Origin of the sequence: Streptomyces sp. GDS52 (assembly GCF_052246875.1) — a bacterium.
Classification (GTDB): domain Bacteria; phylum Actinomycetota; class Actinomycetes; order Streptomycetales; family Streptomycetaceae; genus Streptomyces; species Streptomyces cathayae.
In genome coordinates, this window is record NZ_CM125966.1 from 1,723,896 (window position 1) to 1,743,529 (window position 19,634).

14 protein-coding genes are annotated in these 19,634 nt (G+C 71.0%); 5 read left to right on the forward strand and 9 right to left on the reverse strand.

Annotated elements, in window-relative coordinates:
* Positions 1–190 precede the first annotated feature (190 nt).
* Positions 191–2,647, forward strand: coding sequence for a DNA gyrase/topoisomerase IV subunit A (locus tag ACTWJ9_RS07795; RefSeq protein WP_387035655.1), 2,457 nt, complete (start codon positions 191–193; stop codon positions 2,645–2,647).
* A gap of 28 nt (positions 2,648–2,675) precedes the next feature.
* On the opposite strand, the gene ACTWJ9_RS07800 is transcribed toward ACTWJ9_RS07795, so the two are convergent.
* Positions 2,676–3,743, reverse strand: coding sequence for a CobW family GTP-binding protein (locus ACTWJ9_RS07800; protein WP_387035657.1), 1,068 nt, complete (start codon positions 3,741–3,743; stop codon positions 2,676–2,678).
* 174 nt (positions 3,744–3,917) lie between these two features.
* On the opposite strand from ACTWJ9_RS07800, the gene ACTWJ9_RS07805 reads away from it, so the two are divergent.
* The 3 genes from ACTWJ9_RS07805 to ACTWJ9_RS07815 all read left to right on the forward strand — a co-directional run bounded on the left by ACTWJ9_RS07805 (position 3,918) and on the right by ACTWJ9_RS07815 (position 7,399).
* Entirely contained in the window at positions 3,918–4,859 is a 942-nt protein-coding gene (locus ACTWJ9_RS07805; protein WP_279333413.1) for a sucrase ferredoxin, read from the forward strand.
* Between the two features lie 150 nt (positions 4,860–5,009).
* Positions 5,010–6,716, forward strand: a complete 1,707-nt coding sequence (locus ACTWJ9_RS07810) for a sensor histidine kinase (RefSeq protein ID WP_387035659.1) — start codon at positions 5,010–5,012, stop codon at positions 6,714–6,716.
* Positions 6,716–7,399, forward strand: a complete 684-nt coding sequence (locus ACTWJ9_RS07815) for a response regulator (RefSeq protein ID WP_443295496.1) — start codon at positions 6,716–6,718, stop codon at positions 7,397–7,399. The genes ACTWJ9_RS07810 and ACTWJ9_RS07815 overlap by 1 nt, the downstream gene beginning before the upstream one ends.
* Before the next feature lie 28 nt (positions 7,400–7,427).
* Here the strand turns inward: ACTWJ9_RS07815 and ACTWJ9_RS07820 are convergent, their stop codons facing one another.
* From ACTWJ9_RS07820 to ACTWJ9_RS07830, 3 genes are all read right to left on the reverse strand, one after another.
* Entirely contained in the window at positions 7,428–9,017 is a 1,590-nt protein-coding gene (locus tag ACTWJ9_RS07820) for a solute symporter family protein (RefSeq protein WP_387035661.1), read from the reverse strand.
* Entirely contained in the window at positions 9,014–9,544 is a 531-nt protein-coding gene (locus ACTWJ9_RS07825) for a DUF485 domain-containing protein (protein ID WP_387035770.1), read from the reverse strand. Before ACTWJ9_RS07825 ends, ACTWJ9_RS07820 begins: the two co-directional genes overlap by 4 nt.
* A gap of 79 nt (positions 9,545–9,623) precedes the next feature.
* On the reverse strand, positions 9,624–11,747 hold the full coding sequence (locus ACTWJ9_RS07830) for a DNA gyrase/topoisomerase IV subunit B (protein ID WP_279333418.1): 2,124 nt from the start codon (positions 11,745–11,747) through the stop codon (positions 9,624–9,626).
* Positions 11,748–12,191: 444 nt separating this feature from the next.
* Here ACTWJ9_RS07830 and ACTWJ9_RS07835 point away from each other — a divergent pair, with 444 nt between their 5' ends.
* Positions 12,192–12,422 carry a DUF7455 domain-containing protein gene (locus ACTWJ9_RS07835; protein WP_279333419.1) on the forward strand — a complete coding sequence of 77 codons (231 nt, stop codon included), beginning with the start codon at positions 12,192–12,194 and terminating at the stop codon, positions 12,420–12,422.
* 224 nt (positions 12,423–12,646) lie between these two features.
* Here ACTWJ9_RS07835 and ACTWJ9_RS07840 read toward each other — a convergent pair whose 3' ends face one another.
* The 5 genes from ACTWJ9_RS07840 to ACTWJ9_RS07860 form a co-directional block, all read right to left on the reverse strand.
* The gene (locus ACTWJ9_RS07840) at positions 12,647–13,489 is read right to left on the reverse strand and encodes a S1 family peptidase (protein ID WP_443295497.1); all 843 of its coding nucleotides are present in this window, start codon (positions 13,487–13,489) and stop codon (positions 12,647–12,649) included.
* Positions 13,490–13,679: 190 nt separating this feature from the next.
* Complete coding sequence (locus tag ACTWJ9_RS07845; RefSeq protein ID WP_388702299.1) at positions 13,680–15,209, reverse strand: RNA polymerase sigma factor; 1,530 nt, start codon at positions 15,207–15,209, stop codon at positions 13,680–13,682.
* 475 nt (positions 15,210–15,684) lie between these two features.
* On the reverse strand, positions 15,685–16,557 hold the full coding sequence (locus ACTWJ9_RS07850) for a FadR/GntR family transcriptional regulator (protein ID WP_279333422.1): 873 nt from the start codon (positions 16,555–16,557) through the stop codon (positions 15,685–15,687).
* A 163-nt stretch (positions 16,558–16,720) separates the two neighbouring features.
* On the reverse strand, positions 16,721–18,658 hold the full coding sequence (locus ACTWJ9_RS07855; protein ID WP_443295498.1) for an ABC transporter ATP-binding protein: 1,938 nt from the start codon (positions 18,656–18,658) through the stop codon (positions 16,721–16,723).
* Positions 18,659–18,757: 99 nt separating this feature from the next.
* The gene (locus ACTWJ9_RS07860) at positions 18,758–19,516 is read right to left on the reverse strand and encodes an NUDIX hydrolase (protein WP_279333424.1); all 759 of its coding nucleotides are present in this window, start codon (positions 19,514–19,516) and stop codon (positions 18,758–18,760) included.
* Positions 19,517–19,634: the final 118 nt, after the last annotated feature.

Below are 19,634 nucleotides of genomic sequence, written 5' to 3' on the forward strand. Positions count from 1 at the left end.
GGCCCCTTCGCGGGCCGGGGCTCCGGCCCGCTCGCGGCGCCGACAGCGCGTGCGCGTACTCTGCTCCCGCCACCGGCCGCGGCTCCCGACGGAGGGCCACGGCGGGGTCCTGGTCCCCGGTTGTCGGTGCGGCGGTCCACAATGGTCCGCGTCAGATACCGTCCCACGCCTCAGCAAGGAGCCGGCAGCGATGGCCCGCCGCAGCACGAAGACCCCGCCGCCCGACGACTCGTACGAGGAGCGGATCCTCGACATCGACGTCGTCGACGAGATGCAGGGCTCCTTTCTCGAGTACGCGTACTCGGTCATCTACTCCCGCGCCCTGCCGGACGCGCGCGACGGCATGAAGCCGGTGCACCGCCGCATCGTCTACCAGATGAACGAGATGGGCCTGCGCCCCGACCGCGGCTATGTGAAGTGCGCGCGCGTGGTCGGCGAGGTCATGGGCAAGCTGCACCCGCACGGTGACGCGTCGATCTACGACGCCCTGGTGCGCATGGCGCAGCCCTTCTCCATGCGGGTCCCGCTGGTCGACGGCCACGGCAACTTCGGCTCCCTGGGCAACGACGACCCGCCGGCCGCCATGCGGTACACCGAGAGCCGGATGACCGAGGCCACGAGCCTGATGACCGAGTCCATCGACGAGGACACGGTCGACTTCGCGCCCAACTACGACGGCCAGGAGCAGGAGCCGGTGACCCTGCCCGCCGCGTTCCCGAACCTCCTGGTGAACGGGGCGTCGGGCATCGCGGTCGGCATGGCCACCAACATGCCGCCGCACAACCTCCGCGAGGTGATCGCGGCCGCCCGGCACCTGATCCGGTATCCGAACGCCGATCTCGACGCCCTGATGCGCCACGTACCGGGCCCCGACCTGCCGACGGGCGGCAGGATCGTCGGCCTCCCGGGCATCCGGGACGCGTACGAGAAGGGCCGCGGCACCTTCAAGATCCGCGCGACGGTCACCGTGGAGGACGTGACGGCCCGCAGGAAGGGCCTGGTCATCACCGAGCTGCCGTTCACGGTCGGCCCGGAGAAGGTGATTTCCAAGATCAAGGACCTGGTCGGCTCGAAGAAGCTCCTGGGCATCGCCGACGTCAAGGACCTCACCGACCGGGCGCACGGTCTGCGCCTGGTCGTCGAGATCAAGAACGGCTTCGTGCCGGAGGCGGTCCTGGAGCAGTTGTACAAGCTGACGCCCATGGAGGAGTCCTTCGGCATCAACAACGTGGCCCTGGTGGACGGCCAGCCGCTCACCCTGGGCCTCAAGGAACTGCTCGAGGTCTATCTCGACCACCGTTTCGAGGTCGTACGCCGCCGCTCGGAGTTCCGCCGCGGCAAGCGGCGCGACCGTCTGCACCTGGTCGAGGGCCTGCTCACCGCCCTGGTGGACATCGACGAGGTCATCCGCCTCATCCGCTCCAGCGAGAACTCCGCGCAGGCGAAGCAGCGTCTGATGGAACGCTTCTCCCTGAGCGACGTCCAGACGCAGTACATCCTGGACACCCCCCTGCGCCGCCTCACCAAGTTCGACCGCATCGAACTGGAGGCGGAGCAGGAGCGGTTGACCACGGAGATCGAGGAACTGACCCGCATCCTGGAGTCGGACGCGGAGCTGCGCAAGCTGGTCTCGTCCGAACTGGCCGCGGTGGCCAAGAAGTTCGGTAACGACCGCCGTACGGTCCTGCTGGACGGGTCCGCCATGCCGGTCGCCGCCGTGCCGCTTCAGGTGGCGGACGACCCGTGCCGGGTGCTGCTGTCCGACACGGGCCTGATCGCCCGTACCGCGGACGCGAAACCGTTCCCCAAGGGCGCGCACGCCAAGCGGGTCAAGCACGACATGATCGTCTCGGCGGTGCCGGCCACCGCCCGGGGCGAGGTGGGCGTGGTCACCTCGACGGGGCGTCTGCTGCGGGTGAACGTCGTCGACCTCCCGCAGCTGCCGGAGGCGATGCCGGCCCCGAACCTCTCGGGCGGAGTGCCGATCCCGGAGTTGGTCTCCCTGGAGGACGGTGAGCGGGTGATCTGTCTGACGACGCTCGACGAGTCGTCGCCGGGCCTCGCTCTCGGTACGGAACAGGGCGTCGTCAAGCGCGTCGTGCCCGACTACCCCTCCAACAAGGAGGAGCTGGAGGTCATCACGCTCAAGGAGGGCGACCGGATCGTCGGTGCCGTCGAACTGCGCACGGGTGAGGAGGACCTGGTCTTCATCACGGACGACGCGCAACTGCTGCGTTACCAGGCCTCGCAGGTCCGTCCGCAGGGCCGTCCCGCCGGCGGTGTCGCGGGCATCAAGCTCGGGGAGGGCGCGAAGGTCATCGTCTTCACGGCGGTCGATCCGGCGGTGGACGCGATGGTGTTCACGGTCGCGGGCTCACGCGGCACGCTGGACGACTCCGTCCAGACGACGGCCAAGCTGACCCCGTTCGACCAGTATCCGCGCAAGGGCCGGGCCACCGGCGGGGTGCGCTGCCAGCGGTTCCTCAAGGGCGAGGACTGCCTGTCCCTGGCCTGGGCCGGTCCCGTTCCGGCCCGCGCTTCACAGAAGAACGGCGCTCCGGTCGACCTGCCGGAACCCGACCCGCGCCGCGACGGCTCGGGGGTGCCCCTGCCGAAGACGGTGGCGGTGGTGGCGGGACCGTCCTGACCCCGCCGCCCCGCACCGGCGGGGTGCCCTAACCCCGCTGGTCATCGGGCTCCTGCACATAGCGCAGAACGCCCCACATGCCCTGCTCGTCGGGGTGCGGGGCATCGGGGTGCGGGACGTCGGCGACGCAGGCCTCCAGCTCCTTGCGGAGCGTGGCGGCGTCGATGCCGGTCCCGATGAGCACCAGCTGCGTCAGCCGCTCCGCGCCGGCCGGCCAGGCTTCCGGGGAGAACCGCAGGAACCGGCCGACGGCATGCACGGCGTACCGGTTCCCGGTGTCGTACGGCCCGAAGTCGATGTACCCCTTGATCCGGTAGAGCCCTTCCGGCCGGCTGTCGAGGAACCGGATCAGCCGCCGGGGGTCGAGGGGTGCGGCGGAGGCGAAGGACAGGCTGTCGTACGCGGCGTGCAGGTGCCCCGTGTGCTCGTCGGCGTCGGTGGGGCCGTGCCGGGGCAGGTCGTCGAAGGAGAGCTGCCCGACGCGTTCCTCACCGGGCCGGCAGTCGAAGAGGAACTCCGGATCGACACGGCCGTGCGTGGCGGGAACGACGGCGGCGCGGTCGACGAGCGACCGCACGACGTCGAGCACGCGCTCCGCGTCCGCCGCCCGGTCGATTTTGTTCACGACGACCAGATCGGCCAGGCCGAGATGCCGGTCGATCTCGGGGTGCCCGGCGCGTGTCCGCGCGAACTCGGCGGCGTCCACGACCTCGACGAGCCCGCCGTACACGATGTCGGGGTGCTCGCTGGCGAGCACCATCCGTACGATCTCCTGCGGCTCGGCGAGACCGCTGGCCTCGATGACGATGACGTCGATCCCGGCGGACGGCCGTGCCAGCCGCTCGAGATACACGTCCAGCTCGCTGCCGTCGACGGCGCAGCACAGACACCCGTTCCCGAGCGAGAGGGTCGAGTCGCCGAGCGCGCCGGCCACGGCCATGGCGTCGATCTCGATGGCGCCGAAGTCGTTGACGACGGCCCCGATACGGCTGCCGCCGCTGTGGTGGAGGAGGTGGTTGAGCAGGGTGGTCTTTCCTGATCCGAGAAACCCGGCCAGGACGACGACCGGAATCTGCCGACCGCTGCTGCGCTCCACTCCGCGACCCCTCTCACACCCTCGCGTCCACCGGCTCACGCCTCGGCGTGTGTCCGCGAACCGACTGACCCGCCAGGATATGCGCGCCGACCGGGTCATGCTCTGCCACCGCCGGAGCGGGGTACCCGTGAGCCGGAAGACCGCCTCGGAACAACTCAGGTTAGGCTCACCTCTGTGAGTACGTGCTCAACCGTGTCCCGCGAGCTCGACGAGCCCGTCGCGGGGACCGCTGCCACCGCGAGGACCTGGCTCCTGCTGGAGCAGCCCGGCCCCTGGGGCGCCAAGGCGCTCACGTCGAGCCACCTCGACCCCGCTCTGGGCCGCGCCCTGGAGGCCGCCACGAAGGGCACCGGAGTGCGGATCGCCCTCATCCGGCGCCCGGGACGGCACGCGGACCCCCGGAGGCCCGCCACCCGCCGGGTGTACGCGGCCCACACCGTTCCGGGAAACACGTGGCTGCACACCGCCGCGACCACGGACCCCGAGCGACTGCTCGACCTCGACTTCTCCGCTCTCGGCAGGGGGCGGAGCGACACCTTCGACGGGACGCTCGGCGGACGGCCGCACGGCGGGGACCCGCTCGCCCTCGTCTGCACCAACGGCAAACGCGATCGCTGCTGCGCACTCCTCGGGCGCCCCCTGGCGGCCGAACTCACCGCCTCCGGGGTCCAGGGCGTCTGGGAGGTCACCCATCTGGGCGGGCACCGGTTCGCGCCGACGGTGCTCGTGCTGCCCCACGGCTACGCGTACGGCAGGGCCGGGACGCACACCGTCAAGGAGGCGCTGCACGGCGTGCGGGAGGGCCGGATCCTCGTGGCGGGGTGCCGCGGGAGCTCCGCCTGGGAGCGCCCCGGCCAGGCGGCCGAGCTGGCCGTGCGGACCGAGGCGGGCGAGTACGCCGCCGAGGCGCTGACCGTCGTACGGACGGACGGCGCGGCACCGCGCTGGCAGGTGCTCGTCGCACACGCCGACGGGCGTCGGTGGCGGGTGGAGGTGGCGCAGGGCGCGTCCCTGCCGCCCCGCGCGGAGAGCTGCGGGACGTCGGTGCTGGGCTCACCCGCGCGGATGGACGTGGTGGCGGTGCGCGAGGTGACCGTGAGGGCACTCGCGAGCTGACCGGCCGCACGCGATCGTCCACGGACAGCGGCCCTCCCCGCAGGCCCGGCGGCCCTCCTCCCACGGACAGCGCCCCCTCCCCGCAGGTGCGAGCCGATCCGTGCCACATCCGCCGCAGCCCCCGGTGCCCGCCCACGTACCGTCATGGACATGCGCGCCACCCCCCTCACCCGCCACCTGCGCCTCGGTCTGCCGCGGCGGGTCTTCTCGCAGGTCCTGATGATGCAGCTGTCGATCGCCGCGGGAGTCGCGGTGCTCGCGACCGGGCTGTTCCTCGCGCCGCTCGGTGCCCAGCTGGACGACCAGGCGATGCGCCGCGCGCTCGCCATCGCCCAGACCACCGCCCAGCAGTCACAGATCGCGCGGGACCTGCGGAGCACGTCGCCCACGCCGGACGGACCGGTGCAGCGGGAGGCGGAACGGATCCGGAAGGCCACCGGCGCCGAGTACGTGGTGGTGCTGGACCGCCGGGGCGTGCGCTGGTCGCACACCGACCCCCGCAGGATCGGCGATCCGGTCTCGACCGATCCCGGCGAGGCCCTGGCGGGGCACGAGGTCATGGAGATCGACGACGGCACGCTGGGGCGCTCCGCACGCGGCAAGGTCCCGCTGCGCGACGGCGACGGCGAGATCATCGGGGCGGTCTCGGTCGGCATCGCCTACGACAGTGTCCGGGCCCGGCTGATCCACGCGATCCCGGGGCTCTTCGCGTACGCGGGCGGGGCGCTGGCGGTGGGCGCGCTCGCGGCCTGGCTCGTCTCCCGGCGGGTGCAGCGGCAGACCAGGGACCTGGCCTTCTCCGACATCGCGGCGCTGCTCGCGGAGCGCGAGGCGATGCTGCACGGCATCCGGGAGGGCGTCGTCGCCCTCGACCGCACCGGCCGGGTCCGCCTCCTCAACGACGAGGCCCGGCGCCTGCTGGACCTCGGTGACGAGGCCGTGGGCCGCTTCCCCGACGAGGCGCTCGGCACGGGCCGGACGGCCGACGTGCTGGCCGGCCGGGTGACCGGCGCCGACCTGCTCACCGTCCGCGGGCAGCGCGTCCTGGTCGCCAACCGCATGCCGACCGGCGACGGCGGCGCCGTGGCCACCCTCCGCGACCGGACGGAGCTGGACCGGCTCGGCCGGGAACTGGACTCCACGCGCGGGCTGATCGACGCGCTGCGCGCCCAGGACCACGAGCACGCCAACCGCATGCACACCCTGCTCGGGCTGCTCGAACTCGAGATGTACGACGACGCCGTGGAGTTCGTCGGCGAGGTCGTCGGCGATCACCGGGTGACGGCGGAGCAGATCACCGAGAAAATCCGCGACCCGCTGCTCGCCGCCCTGCTGGTGGGCAAGGCGACGGTCGCGGCCGAGCGGGGCGTGGCCCTGTGGATCACGGACCGGACACGGCTGCCGGACCGGCTGATCGACCCCGGGGGCCTGGTCACCGTCGTCGGGAACCTGGTGGACAACGCGCTCGACGCCGTCGCGGGCACACCGCACGCGCGCGTGGAGGTCGAACTGCGCGCCGAGGGGCGTACGGCGGTGCTCGGTGTACGCGACACCGGGCCCGGAATTCCCGCGGAGCAACGCGAGTTGATCTTCACTGAGGGCTGGTCCACCAAGAAGCCGCCGGACCACCGCGACCGGGGCATCGGGCTCTCCCTCGTCCGCCGGCTCGCCGAACGCCAGGGTGGCGCCGCGACCGTGGACGAGGCGGACGGCGGGGGCGCGGAGTTCACCGTGATCCTGCCCGAGGCACTGACCGAGCCCGGTCCGCCGGCCGCCCTCACCGGGGCGTCCGGCCTCGTGTCCGTGCCCTTGTCCGTGCCCCTGTCCGTCCCGCAGACCACCGAGGAGGAGCCCTGATGATCGAGGTCCTGGTCGTGGACGACGACGTCCGGGTCGCACACGTCCACGCCGCCTACGTCGAGAAGGTGCCCGGCTTCCACGTGGCCGGCCAGGCGCACAGCGCGGCCGCGGCGCTCACCCTGCTGGAGACGCTCCCGCGGCTGGATCTGGTGCTCCTGGACCACTGTCTGCCCGACCGGACGGGCCTCGAGGTCGTCCGGGAGATGCGCGGGCGCGGCCACCAGACCGATGTGATCATGGTGACGGCGGCGCGGGACGTCGCCACCGTGCAGGCGGCGATGCGGCAGGGCGTACTGCAGTACCTGGTCAAGCCGTTCGCCTTCACCGGACTGCGCGCCAAGCTGGAGGCCTACGCGGAACTGCGCCGCACCCTGGACGGCGGCGGCGAGGCGGAACAGGCCGAGGTGGACCGCATCTTCGGCGCCCTGTCGGCGTCGGCGGCGGAGCCCGCTCTGCCCAAGGGGCACTCCCCCACCACCGCGGAGCTGGTACGCCGGAGCCTGATGAACGCCGGCGGCCCGCTGTCGGCCCAGGAACTCGCCGACCGCACAGGGGTCAGCCGCCAGACGGCGCAGCGCTATCTCAAGCTCCTGGAGCGCACGGGACGGGCCACGCTGACCCTCAAGTCCGGCGACGCGGGCCGCCCGGAGCACCGTTACGTGTGGGCGGGCCGCGCCTGAGGACGCGTGAGGCCCCAGGGTCCGGGCGTCACACCGCCCCCGCGCCGGTCAGCGACCGCACCTCGGTCTCCGCGTGCTTGGCCTCGTCGGGGGCCTCGGCCGAGGTGACCGTGCCGAGCCAGCCCGCCAGGAAGCCCAGCGGGATGGAGACCAGACCGGGGTTCTGGAGCGGGAAGAGCTGGAAGTCGACGCCGGGGAACAGGGAGTCGGGGCTGCCGGAGACCACCGGGGACAGCAGCACCAGCACCATGGCCGGGATCAGGCCGCCGTAGACGGCCCACACGGCGCCACTGGTGGTGAACCCCCGCCAGAACAGGGAGTAGAGCAGCACGGGCAGGTTGGCGGAGGCGGCCACGGCGAAGGCCAGCCCGACGAGGAAGGCGACGTTGAGGTCGCGGGCCAGCAGTCCGAGCGCGATCGCGAGCACGCCGATGCCGACGGCGGCCACCCGGGCCACGGTCACCTCGCTGTGCGGCTTCCCACGGCGGCGCACGGACGCGTACAGGTCGTGGGCGACGGACGCCGAGGAGGCGAGCGTGATCCCGGCGACGACGGCGAGGATCGTGGCGAAGGCGACCGCTGCGACGATCGCGAACAGAACTGTTCCACCGGTGGAGTCGGCGCCGCCGCCGAGGTCGAGCGCCAGCAGGGGGACTGCCGTGTTCCCGGCCGCGTTGGACCCGCGCACGGCCTCCGGTCCGACGACGGCGGCCGCGCCGAACCCGAGGACGATCGTCATCAGGTAGAACCCGCCGATGAGCCCGATCGACCAGACGACCGACCGCCGGGCCGCCCGCGCGGTCGGGACGGTGTAGAAGCGGGACAGGATGTGCGGCAGCCCCGCCGTGCCCAGCACCAGGGCGAGCCCCAGACTGACGAAGTCGAACCGGGAGGTCCAGTCCCCGCCGTAGGCGAGCCCGGGGGCCAGGAACGCCTCCCCGTGACCGCTGCGCTCGGCCGCCGTGAGCAGCAGGCGGTTGAAGTCGCCGTGGAACCGGAGCAGGACGAGGACGGTCAGCGCGATGGTGCCGCCGAGCAGCAGGACCGCCTTGACGATCTGGATCCAGGTGGTGGCCCGCATCCCTCCCAACGAGACGTAGACCACCATCAGCGCGCCGACCCCGACGACGGTCCAGGCCTGCGCCGCCTCGCTCCGGCCGCCGAGCAGCAGCGCGACCAGGCTGCCCGCGCCCACCATCTGCGCTACCAGGTACAGAACGGACACGGTGACCGACGAGGTTCCCGCAGCGATCCGCACGGGCCGTTCCCGCATCCGTGCCGCCACCACGTCGGCGAGGGTGAACCGCCCGCAGTTGCGCACCAGTTCCGCGACCAGGAACAGGACCACGAGCCAGGCCACCAGGAAGCCCACCGAGTACAGCATCCCGTCGTAGCCGAAGAGCGCGATCAGCCCGGAGATGCCGAGGAAGGAAGCGGCCGACATGTAGTCGCCCGCGATGGCAAAACCATTCTCCATCGGCGAGAAGAGCCGGCCACCGGCGTAGAACTCCTCGGCCGATCCCTGCCGTCTGCGGCTCACCCAGGTGGTGATCCCCAGCGTGACCGCGACGAACGCGCTGAACAGCAGCAGCGCCAGCGCCTGGTGATCCTCCGTCACGAGACACCGCCCCGCTCCCGCGCCAACTCCTGGGTGTCCCAGCGGAGTTCCAGCGCGGCCCGGTCCCTGCGCAGCCGTGCGTGCCGGGTGTAGGCCCAGGTGAGCACGAAGGTGGTCAGGAACTGGCCGAGCCCGGCGAGCAGTCCCACGTTCACGGCGCCGGCCACCGGTCGGGCCATGAGGTCCGGCGCGGCCGTGGCGGCGACGACGTACGCCACGTACCAGGCGCAGAAGACGACGACCGCCGGGACCACGAACCTCCGGTAGCGGCTGCGCACTTCCTGGAACGCCGCGCTGCGCTGCACCTGGAGGTACACGTCGGCCGTGTCCGCGGCCCCCTCCGGCCGACGTGCCGCCGGTTCCGCCGCCGGCCTCACCGACGGAGGCGCCGGGTGCACCGCCGGCGGCGCTCCGGTGCCGGTCGACTCACCCCAGCCCGAGGCGAGGGCGTCGTACCAGGGATCGTCGTGACCCACGTCTGCGGGACCGCCTCCACCCGGGTGGGGACGATCATTGCTTTGCTGCATGCCCAAGGATGGACAGAACGGGAAGATCCCTGACTCTTCTTCCCGTTCCACTTCACCCCATCAGGTGACGGCGGGCCCGCTACGCGTCGATGCGCGACCGGTCGAGCGTCGCCGCCGAGTTGGAGATGAACTCCTTGCGCGGAGCGACGTCGTTGCCCATGAGCAGATCGAAGACATGCTCGGCGGAGTCCAGATCGGTGAGGTTGATCCGGCGCAGGGTGCGGTGACGCGGGTCCATGGTGGTCTCGGCCAGCTGGTCGGCGTCCATCTCGCCGAGGCCCTTGTAGCGCTGGATCGAGTCCTTGTAGCGGATGCCCTTGGTCTGGAAGTCCATCAGCTTGTCGCGCAGTTCGCGGTCCGAGTACGTGTAGACGTACTTCTCCTGCCCCTTCTTGGGCTGGACGAGTTCGATGCGGTGCAGCGGCGGCACCGCGGCGAACACCCGGCCGGACTCGACCATGGGCCGCATGTAGCGGTGGAACAGCGTCAGGAGCAGGGTGCGGATGTGGGAGCCGTCCACATCGGCGTCGGTCATCATGATGATCTTGCCGTAGCGGGCCGCGTCGATGTCGAAGGTCCGCCCCGAGCCGGCCCCTATGACCTGGATGATCGCACCGCACTCCGCGTTCTTCAGCATGTCCGTCACGGACGACTTCTGAACGTTGAGGATCTTGCCGCGGATCGGCAGCAGCGCCTGGAACTCGGAGTTCCGGGCGAGCTTGGCCGTACCGAGCGCGGAGTCCCCCTCGACGATGAACAGCTCACTGCGCTCGACGTCGTCGCTGCGGCAGTCGGCCAGCTTGGCGGGCAGGGAGGAGGTTTCCAGCGCGGTCTTGCGGCGCTGGGCGTCCTTGTGCTGGCGGGCGGCGATACGGGTACGGGCCGCCGCGACGGCCTTCTCCAGGACGACCCGGGCCTGCTGGGCGTCATCGCGCTTGGTGGAGGTCAGGAAGGCCTTGAGCTCCCGGGAGATCACCGTGTTCACGATGCGGCGGGCCGCCGAGGTGCCGAGGACCTCCTTGGTCTGGCCCTCGAACTGCGGCTCGGCCAGGCGGACGGTGACGACGGCCGTGAGGCCCTCCAGGGCGTCGTCCTTGACGATGTCGTCCTCGGCCACGCGCAGCAGCTTCTTGGTGCGCAGCACCTCGTTCACCGTCTTGGCGACGGCCTGCTCGAAACCGGCGACGTGGGTGCCCCCCTTGGGGGTGGCGATGATGTTGACGAACGACCGGAGCGTCGTGTCGTAGCCGGTCCCCCAGCGCATCGCGACGTCGACACCGAGTTCGCGGGTCATCTCGGTGGGTGTCATCTGGCCGTGCTCGTCCAGAACCGGGACCGTCTCCTTGAAGCTGCCCTGGCCCGTGAAGCGGAGGGTGTCGCAGACGGCCTTGTCGGTGGCCAGGAACTCGCAGAACTCGCTGATGCCGCCGTCGAAGCGGAAGGACTCCTCGCCTTTGCTGTCGCCGTCGCCGAGCCCGTACTCGTCGCGGACGACGATGGTCAGGCCGGGCACCAGGAAAGCGGTCTGGCGGGCACGCTGGTGCAGGGTCTCCAGGGTGAGCCTGGCGTCCTTGAGGAAGATCTGGCGGTCGGCCCAGTAGCGCACCCGGGTGCCGCTGCGGGTCTTCGGGATCTTCTTGGCCTTGCGCACCCCGCTCCCGGCCTCGAACTTCGCGTCGGGGCCCGCGGCGGCGAAGGCGCCGGGGACCCCCCGGCGGAAGCTGATCGCGTGGGTGTGCCCGCCGCGGTCCACCTCGACGTCCAGCCGCGCGGACAGCGCGTTGACGACGGACGCGCCGACGCCGTGCAGTCCGCCGGACGCGGCGTACGAGCCGCCGCCGAACTTGCCGCCGGCGTGCAGCTTGGTCATGACGACCTCGACACCGGAGAGGCCTGTCTTGGGTTCCACGTCGACCGGGATGCCGCGGCCGTTGTCCCGGACCTCCACCGAACCGTCGTCGTGGAGGATCACCTCGATGTGGTCGCAGTGGCCCCCGAGGGCCTCGTCCACCGAGTTGTCGATGATCTCCCACAGGCAGTGCATCAGACCGCGGCTGTCGGTCGACCCGATGTACATCCCGGGGCGTTTCCGCACGGCCTCGAGCCCCTCGAGGACGAGCAGGTGCCGCGCGGTGTAGTTGGAACCGTCCCGGTCTGCTCCTGCCAGCAGCGCTGTGGACGGCACGGACGTCTCGGCGGTCACGCGGTTCGCTCCTCGCTGAATTTCAGATGGGGCCCTCATGGGTAAGGGCACGTCACTTGTCACCGGTGAGAGGGTACCGAGGCCTGGTAGAGCCGTTGTCACGCCACCCACGTCTGAAACGTAGACTAGTCGAGAGTCGTATACCTGTTCGATCCCTCGATGGAGTGAAGCACACATCACGTTCCCTTCCAGGCATGAACCATTTAGGCTCCGGGCACGTCCTCAAGAACAACCGGCAACCCAGCCGGGAGGGCCGACCACCACCGATCCGACGCGAATCCGTACGACGACACAGCCACGCGATACGGCACATTCGCCCCCAACCGGCAGCACCCAGCCACCTCGGAAAGAATTTTTCGAGAAGAAGCCACGAGCGGGAACGTTTTGGGGCTGGTTGGATGTTGACCCTGGTACGACAGCTCGTCGAGCTAGAGAAGAGGCGACGTGACTACTGTTCTGACCCCCGCGAGCCCGCTGACGGCCGCCGATCGCTGCGACCGCTGCGGCGCCCAGGCATACCTGCGCGTCGTCCTGCTGAGCGGCGGAGAACTGCTCTTCTGCGCCCACCACGGCCGCAAGTTCGAGCCGGAACTCAAGAAGATCGCCGCCGAGATACAGGACGAGACGGAGCGGCTGACCTCGCCCTCGGCGAGTTCCGCCGAGGAAGAGCGCTGACACCTCGCGCACCACGACGGGCCGGTCCCTCACGGGCCGACAGGGAGGGCGACCGCCCCGAAGCCGAAGCGGCCGCCCTCCCTGTGCGCGAGGAATATCACGAGAAACACCGCGAGGAGCACCCGGCAAGCGCCCGAGGACCGCTCCCCGCGAGTTCCGAGGCCTGCCTCAGGGCCTCCCGGGCGCCTTGAGGCGCCCTTCCGTGATTGTCATGTTCACGACCATCATGCGGATGTCCGGTCGAGGGTCCGCACCACCTCTGACACACGCGTGTAGACCCCCGGACTGCTCTCCCAGCCGCAGCCGCTCCCCCAGGACACCAGGCCGATCAGCCGCCCCCGGGCCACCAGCGGCCCACCACTGTCCCCCTGGCAGGCGTCCGGCCCGCCGGCCTCCTCACCGGCGCACAGCATGGTCCCCGCGCGATACTCGCCTTCGTCACCCCCCGGGTACGCGGCCTCGCACAGGGTGTCGCGCAGGACGCGCACATGTGCCGCGTGCAGGCTGCCCGCGAAGGAACCGGCACCCGTGGTGTCGCCCCAGCCGTAGACGGTCGCGGCCGAGCCGACCCGGTACCCGGGATCACCCGCGGCGGCCATGCCGATGACCGCCTCCGAGGGCAGCGCCGCGGCCAGGGTGAGTACGGCGAAGTCGCCGGAGTTGCTGGCCGGGTCGTAGTCCGGGTTCACCCAGGCCTTCCGGACGGCTATCTCCTCGCCCCGGTCCGAGAGCAACTCCGTACGGCCCGATATCACCCTGAGGTCGGGCACCCGGTCCGGCGCGGCCCCCAGGGTCTCCTTGCCCATGCAGTGGGCAGCGGTGAGCACGGTGGTCCGGCCGACGGCCACACCGCCGCAGAACTGCCCCGCCCGGGTACCTCCGAACCGGTCACGACTGGCCAGTGCCACCGTCCACGGGCTCTCGGACACATCGATCGGGAATCCTCCGACGACGACACCGCCGAGGGCCGCTGGAGCCGCCGGAGCGGCCGCTGCCAGCGGTATCGCGGTCGCTGCGGCGGCGAGGGCCAGTGGCCGGACCAGAATCCGGGCTAGGCGACGACGCATGCGCACTCCTCACACTGGGGCGTTGATGGGACACCCAGAGTGATCCACCTCGTCGCACCACGCACCCGCGGAACACCTCTGAGGCCCGGTCCCGAGAACGGGACCGGGCCTCAGAGGACACGTGGCTCGACGCCTGGCGGGAACGGCCTCGTACGGCTGCCCGCCGCGGCGCGGCGGCCGTACGGGCGGCCTAGTCGAGGTAGTCGCGCAGCACCTGGGAACGGGACGGATGGCGCAGCTTCGACATGGTCTTGGACTCGATCTGGCGGATGCGCTCGCGCGTGACGCCGTACACCTTGCCGATCTCGTCGAGGGTCTTCGGCTGACCGTCGGTGAGACCGAAACGCATGGAGACGACGCCCGCCTCGCGCTCGGACAGGGTGTCCAGGACGGAGTGCAGCTGCTCCTGCAGAAGCGTGAAGCTGACCGCGTCGGCCGGGACGACCGCCTCGGAGTCCTCGATGAGGTCGCCGAACTCGCTGTCGCCGTCCTCGCCCAGCGGGGTGTGCAGGGAGATGGGCTCGCGGCCGTACTTCTGGACCTCGATGACCTTCTCCGGGGTCATGTCGAGTTCCTTGGCCAGCTCCTCCGGGGTGGGCTCACGGCCCAGGTCCTGGAGCATCTGGCGCTGCACGCGCGCGAGCTTGTTGATGACCTCGACCATGTGCACCGGGATACGGATGGTGCGGGCCTGGTCGGCCATCGCGCGGGTGATCGCCTGACGGATCCACCAGGTGGCGTAGGTGGAGAACTTGTAGCCCTTGGTGTAGTCGAACTTCTCCACCGCGCGGATCAGACCGAGGTTGCCCTCCTGGATGAGGTCCAGGAAGAGCATGCCGCGACCGGTGTAGCGCTTGGCCAGGGAGACCACCAGACGGAGGTTGGCCTCCAGGAGGTGGTTCTTGGCACGGCGCCCGTCCTCGGCGATGATCTCCAGCTCGCGCTTGAGCTTCGGCGCCAGCTTGTCGGAGTTGGCCAGCTTGTCCTCGGCGAACAGACCGGCTTCGATCCGCTTGGCGAGTTCGACCTCCTGCTCGGCGTTGAGCAGGGGCACCTTGCCGATCTGCTTGAGGTAGTCCTTGACCGGGTCGGCGGTGGCACCGGCGGCGGCGACCTGCTGGGCGGGCGCGTCGTCCTCGTCCTCGTCGGACAGGACGAAACCGGCGTTCTCCGTGCCCTCCGGCTCCTCCGTCGCCTTGGTCTCCTCGACGGTCTCTTCGTCCGTCGCCTCGATGTCGTCCTTCTTGGCCGTGGTCTTCTTCGCGGCCGTCTTCTTCGCGGTGGTCTTCTTGGCGGCCGTCTTCTTCGCGGTGGTCTTCTTGGCAGCCGCCTTCTTGGCGGGCGCCCCCTCCTCGGCGGCGGCGTCGGCGGCGGGTGCGGCAGGTGTGGCTGAGGCGCTGGTCTTCCGGGTGGTCGCCGCCTTCGCCGCGACCGTCTTGGTGGCGGTGCGCTTGGCGGGACTCTTCGCTGCGACGCTCTTTCGGGTGCGCTTGGGCTCCGCGGCACTGACCATCAGCGTCACACCCTCTTCCTCGAGGATCTGGTTGAGGCTGCGCAGTACGTTCTTCCACTGAGTGGCCGGAATCTGGTCAGCTTCGAAGGCCCGACGCACGTCATCGCCGGCGATCTGCCCCTCAGCCTTTCCCCGCTCGATGAGCGCCATGACAGAGACGGATTCGGCGATCTCCGGCGGGAGCGTACGGGATGTGCTGGCCGACACGAACAACCTCTCGGAACGTTGAATAACGGCTTCCGGCCCCGTCCACGACGGACAGGAGCCGACCGCCGACTTGGGGATGGGCCGACGGTGCGGGCGGGGGCCGGGGAGGTGCACAGCGCCGTGAACGGCGTCCGTATTCCCTCTGCGACTGCCACCTCTTAGGTCATCGCGTTCTTTCCAGGAGTGTTACGCCCAATCCGCGTGGCCCGAGTCACACCCCGTAAGTGCCCAGAATCGATCAGACCGGGACAGAAACGGTCACTCAGGGGTGACAGCGACACGGTGCCGAACCTTACGGCCCCTTCACCACTGTAGGACCCCGCGGGACCAAAGGTGATCCCGCGGGGTCCTGCAGGAGGCGGCTCTCCGGTCGGACGCTGCCACAGGAGGGGGGTGGCACGCCGGACCCGGCCGCCTCCGGAACACGGTCGGTGCTCGCGCGAAGGACGCGCGGGGGTGTTCGGTGCGCGGGGTTTCAGTGCTCGCGCGGAGCCGGCACCACGGGGTGGACCATCAGCAGCTGGCTCATGGCGGCCTCGGCCGCCTCGCCGTCACCGCCGGCGAGGGCCTCGACGATCTGGCCGTGGTGCGCGAGCGACGTCTCGTTGGGCCGCTCACAGCCCGTGGCCGGCCCACCCGAGACCTGCAGCGCGGCGGACACGATCCCGGAGAGGTGCTCCAGCATGCGGTTGCCGGCGACCTGGATGAGCAGCGAATGGAACTCGCAGTCGGCCCGGGCGAAGGTCAGCGCGTCCCCCTGCCCCATCGCGTGGCCCATGATCTCCACCATGTCGGACAGACGCTGCTGAACGTCCTCACGTCCGTGCCCGGCGGCGAGACGGGCGGCCAGCGGCTCGATCGTCCAGCGCAGCTCGCAGAGCTCACGGCGCTGGTCGTCCCGCTGAGGCCCGAAGGCCCGCCACTCGATGATGTCCGCGTCGAGGAGGTTCCAGTCGCTGACCGGGCGCACGCGCGTACCGACGTTCGGGCGGGCACTGACCAGCCCCTTGGCCTCCAGGACACGGAGCGATTCACGGACGACCGTGCGGGAGACCTCGAAGCGCTGGCCGATCTCCTCGGGAACCAGGGGGCGGTCGGCTCCCAGATCGCCCGAAACGATCATCTGACCCAGCTGCTGGACGAGTTGACCGTGCAGCCCGCGCCCACGGCTGCCCGCGGTGCGGCGGCCCGCGCGGCCCAGTTCGGGGTCGGTGTCCCAGACAGGGGCCCCGGCGCGGCCGCCGACGGGTGTGTCGGCATAGGGGTAGCGGTCGATTTCGCCCGGGTTCGCGAGGCCGGAGTCTGCGGAGCGGGCGGTGGTCATCATGGTGTGCGCAAGGGTACTCACGCATCTTTTGTCGGCGCGGCTCCCAACTCCCTTGAGGAGTTTGGTGAAAAGCACACGAAAGGGTGATCGCTCACCCCGTCGCAATTGACGCCTTATCGGAAAGAAGTGGGCTCCCTCCGGGGAGTTGTCGGCACGGGCGGATCGATCGAGTCACGGTCGGTCGTCAACGGGCCCTGTTCCGCAAGGATGTGAACAGATACAGGCAAAGCAACACCCCCAGTGACAACGCCAGGGCGCCGCCCACAGGCTGGGCGAACATCCGCAACGCGCCCTCCAGATGACGCTCACCCCCGAAGGGCCACTGGAGCGGGAACATTTCACGCAGCCGCAGCGGCAACCCCGCCGCGCTCCGCGCCGACGGCCCGCTGACCGCCTTCCGCAGCAGGGGCACGACGAGGAGGGGGACGGCGACGACCACGGCGAGCCCGGCGGTGGTGGACCGGAAGATCCCCGCCGCCAGCACCCCGGTCCAGGCGCACCCGATCGCAAGTCCGAGCCAACTCACCCCGAGCGGGAACCAGTCGCCGGGGACTTCGACGAGTTCCCGGCCGTACACGAGATAGAGCACTTCGGCGTCGCACCCGATCGTCAGCACGGCCAGCACCAGCGCGGTGGCCGAGGCGACGAGGAGTTTCGCGCCCAGCAGCCCCAGGCGCCGGGGCACGCTGCCCCGGTCCGCCGCCAGAGCGGGGTGGCGGAACTCGTCGCCGGAGGCCAGCGCGCCGAGCAGTCCCGCCCCGAAGGCCGCGGGCGGCAGGGGCAACTCCCTGGGCCACGCCGCGAGCAGCCGCGGCTGCGGGGTGTGCCCGGTGCGGGCCAGCAGTACCGCGGTGAGCATGGACACCGCGAGCACGACGGCGCCGACGAGGAACCCGGTACCGACGCCGGTGACCCGACGGATCTCGTAACGCACCGGACGGAGGGGGCGGGGAGCGGGACGGACCGCGATGGAAGGCGGCAGACCGACCGAGGACTCCCGGAGACGGTCTCCGCCACCGGCACGGGGCCCGGCCGGGTCCTTGGCGGCGGAGGGCAGCGGGCCGGAGGACGGTCCGACGGCGGGGTGCGTCTCACCGGCAGGGGACGGCGCGGCGACGGGGGGTGGAGTGTCAGCAAGAGTCGGCGTGGCGGCAGGCGGTGGCGTGGCGGCAGGCGGTGGCGTGGCGGCGGAGGATGGCCCACCCGAGAGGGCCGACGGCTGCTCGGTGTGCGGCGTGCCCGCGCCGGGTCCCATGTCCCCTACCTCGTCAGCGAGTTGGTGTACGACGACGCCGTTCCGGAACGCGATCTCACCCACGTCGGCGCAGGTACTGCCGTAGACGGAGATGCGGTTGCCGCCCTCCTGAGCCACCTCCACGGAACGCCGGTCGGTACGGGCCTCCTTGGCGAGCAGCGCGGACAGACGGGCGGCGTGCGGCGTGCGGACGGCGACGCGGGGGCGAAGCCGGGTGCGCGAGAAGTCCGCGGCCTGCTGGTCGGCCACGATCCGGCCCTGCTCGAGGGTGACCACCCGGTCCGCGACGCGCGCCGCCTCCTTGGGGTCGGCCGTCGTGCTCAGGACGGTGCCGCCCCGGGCCGCGTAAGCCCGGAGCGTGTTGTGGAGCCAGCGGTTCTCGCCGGTGGAGAGTCCGCGGGCGGGTTCGTCGAGCACGAGGGTGTGCGGGTCCGCCAGCAGCGCGCAGGCCAGCCCGAGGCGTCGGTCCATACCGCGCGAGAGCGTGCCGAGGCGTTCCTCGCGCAGACTCACCAGCCCGACGGCTTCCAGGACTTCGTCGGCCCGGCGGACCGGGACTCCCACGGCGGCGCACAGCATGCGCAGGTGTCCGCGGACGGTACGTGCGGGGTGACCCGGCACTTCGCCCAGCAGCACGCCGACTTCACGGAAAGGGTGCCCGATGCGGTGCAGGGGACGGCCCCTGAAGCAGGTGACTCCACGGCCCGGTTGGAGTTCGAGCATGAGTCTGAGCACCGTCGTCTTGCCTGCGCCCGGTGCTCCGAGCAGCGCGGTGACGTGGCCTGCGTGTGCCTCGAAGGAGACGTCGTCGACGGCGGGCGGAAGCTCTTTGCGAGGGTTGCTGGTCAGTCCGAAGGCCTGGATCACCCGAAGCAAGATAGCGCGCCATATCGGGTTTTCCGGGCATCACCAGGCTTACCGGGAACGGGGAGCCAGCCGTGCGGGATGCCCGGTGCGCCCCCTGCGTCACACTTCGGGGCGCAGCATCGGCGGGTTGAGCAAGGTGGCTCCGCCGGCCCGGAAGAGCTGAGCGGGGCGACCGCCCTGCCGGGTGGTCGTGCCGCCCGTCGGAACCAGAAAGCCGGGCGTTCCCGTCACTTTGCGGTGGAAGTTGCGCGGGTCCAGTGCCACCCCCCACACGGCCTCGTAGACGCGGCGCAGCTCACCGACGGTGAACTCGGGCGGGCAGAAGGCCGTGGCCAGCGACGAGTACTCGATCTTGGAGCGGGCGCGCTCCACCCCGTCCGCCAGGATCCGGGCGTGGTCGAAGGCGAGGGGCACCACCGGTTCGTCGCCTCTGCCGTACCCCGCCTGTTGCAGCAGTTCATCGACCTGGGCCCACCGTGCGTTGCTGGCGTCGCCGCCCGCCCTGGGTGCGGGCAGGTCGGGAGCGAGTGCGAGGTGCGCGACGCTGACGACACGCATCCGGGGGTCGCGCTTGGGGTCGCCGTAGGTGGCGAGCTGTTCCAGATGCGCGCCGTCGGCCTGGGCGGGGGCTGCGGGGTCGTGCACCCGCAGCCCGGTCTCCTCCGCCAGTTCGCGCGCCGCGGCCTGGGACAGGTCCTCGTCGGCCCGTACGAATCCGCCGGGCAGCGCCCACCGCCCCTGGAACGGCGGTTCGCCCCTGCGGACCGCCAGCGCGCACAGGGCATGGCGGCGCACGGTCAGCACGACCAGGTCCACGGTGACGGCGAAGGGCGGAAAGGCTGACGGGTCGTAGGACATGCGGCGATCATAGTCGTCTCCCTGACGATAAACACTCCCTTCGCTGACACGTCACCTCTCCGCCTCCTCGCCTCGCTGACGAGCCGGCTCACCCGCCCACCTGTGCGGCGGGGCTCGG

Excerpts from the sequence above, each read along its gene's own strand:
- ACTWJ9_RS07825 (WP_387035770.1), bottom strand. The coding sequence starts at position 9,544 with ATGCAGCAAAGCAATGATCGTCCCCACCCGGGTGGAGGCGGTCCCGCA.
- ACTWJ9_RS07840 (WP_443295497.1), bottom strand. The coding sequence starts at position 13,489 with ATGCGTCGTCGCCTAGCCCGGATTCTGGTCCGGCCACTGGCCCTCGCC.
- ACTWJ9_RS07815 (WP_443295496.1), top strand. The coding sequence starts at position 6,716 with ATGATCGAGGTCCTGGTCGTGGACGACGACGTCCGGGTCGCACACGTC.
- ACTWJ9_RS07795 (WP_387035655.1), top strand. The coding sequence starts at position 191 with ATGGCCCGCCGCAGCACGAAGACCCCGCCGCCCGACGACTCGTACGAG.
- ACTWJ9_RS07810 (WP_387035659.1), top strand. The coding sequence starts at position 5,010 with ATGCGCGCCACCCCCCTCACCCGCCACCTGCGCCTCGGTCTGCCGCGG.
- ACTWJ9_RS07860 (WP_279333424.1), bottom strand. The coding sequence starts at position 19,516 with ATGTCCTACGACCCGTCAGCCTTTCCGCCCTTCGCCGTCACCGTGGAC.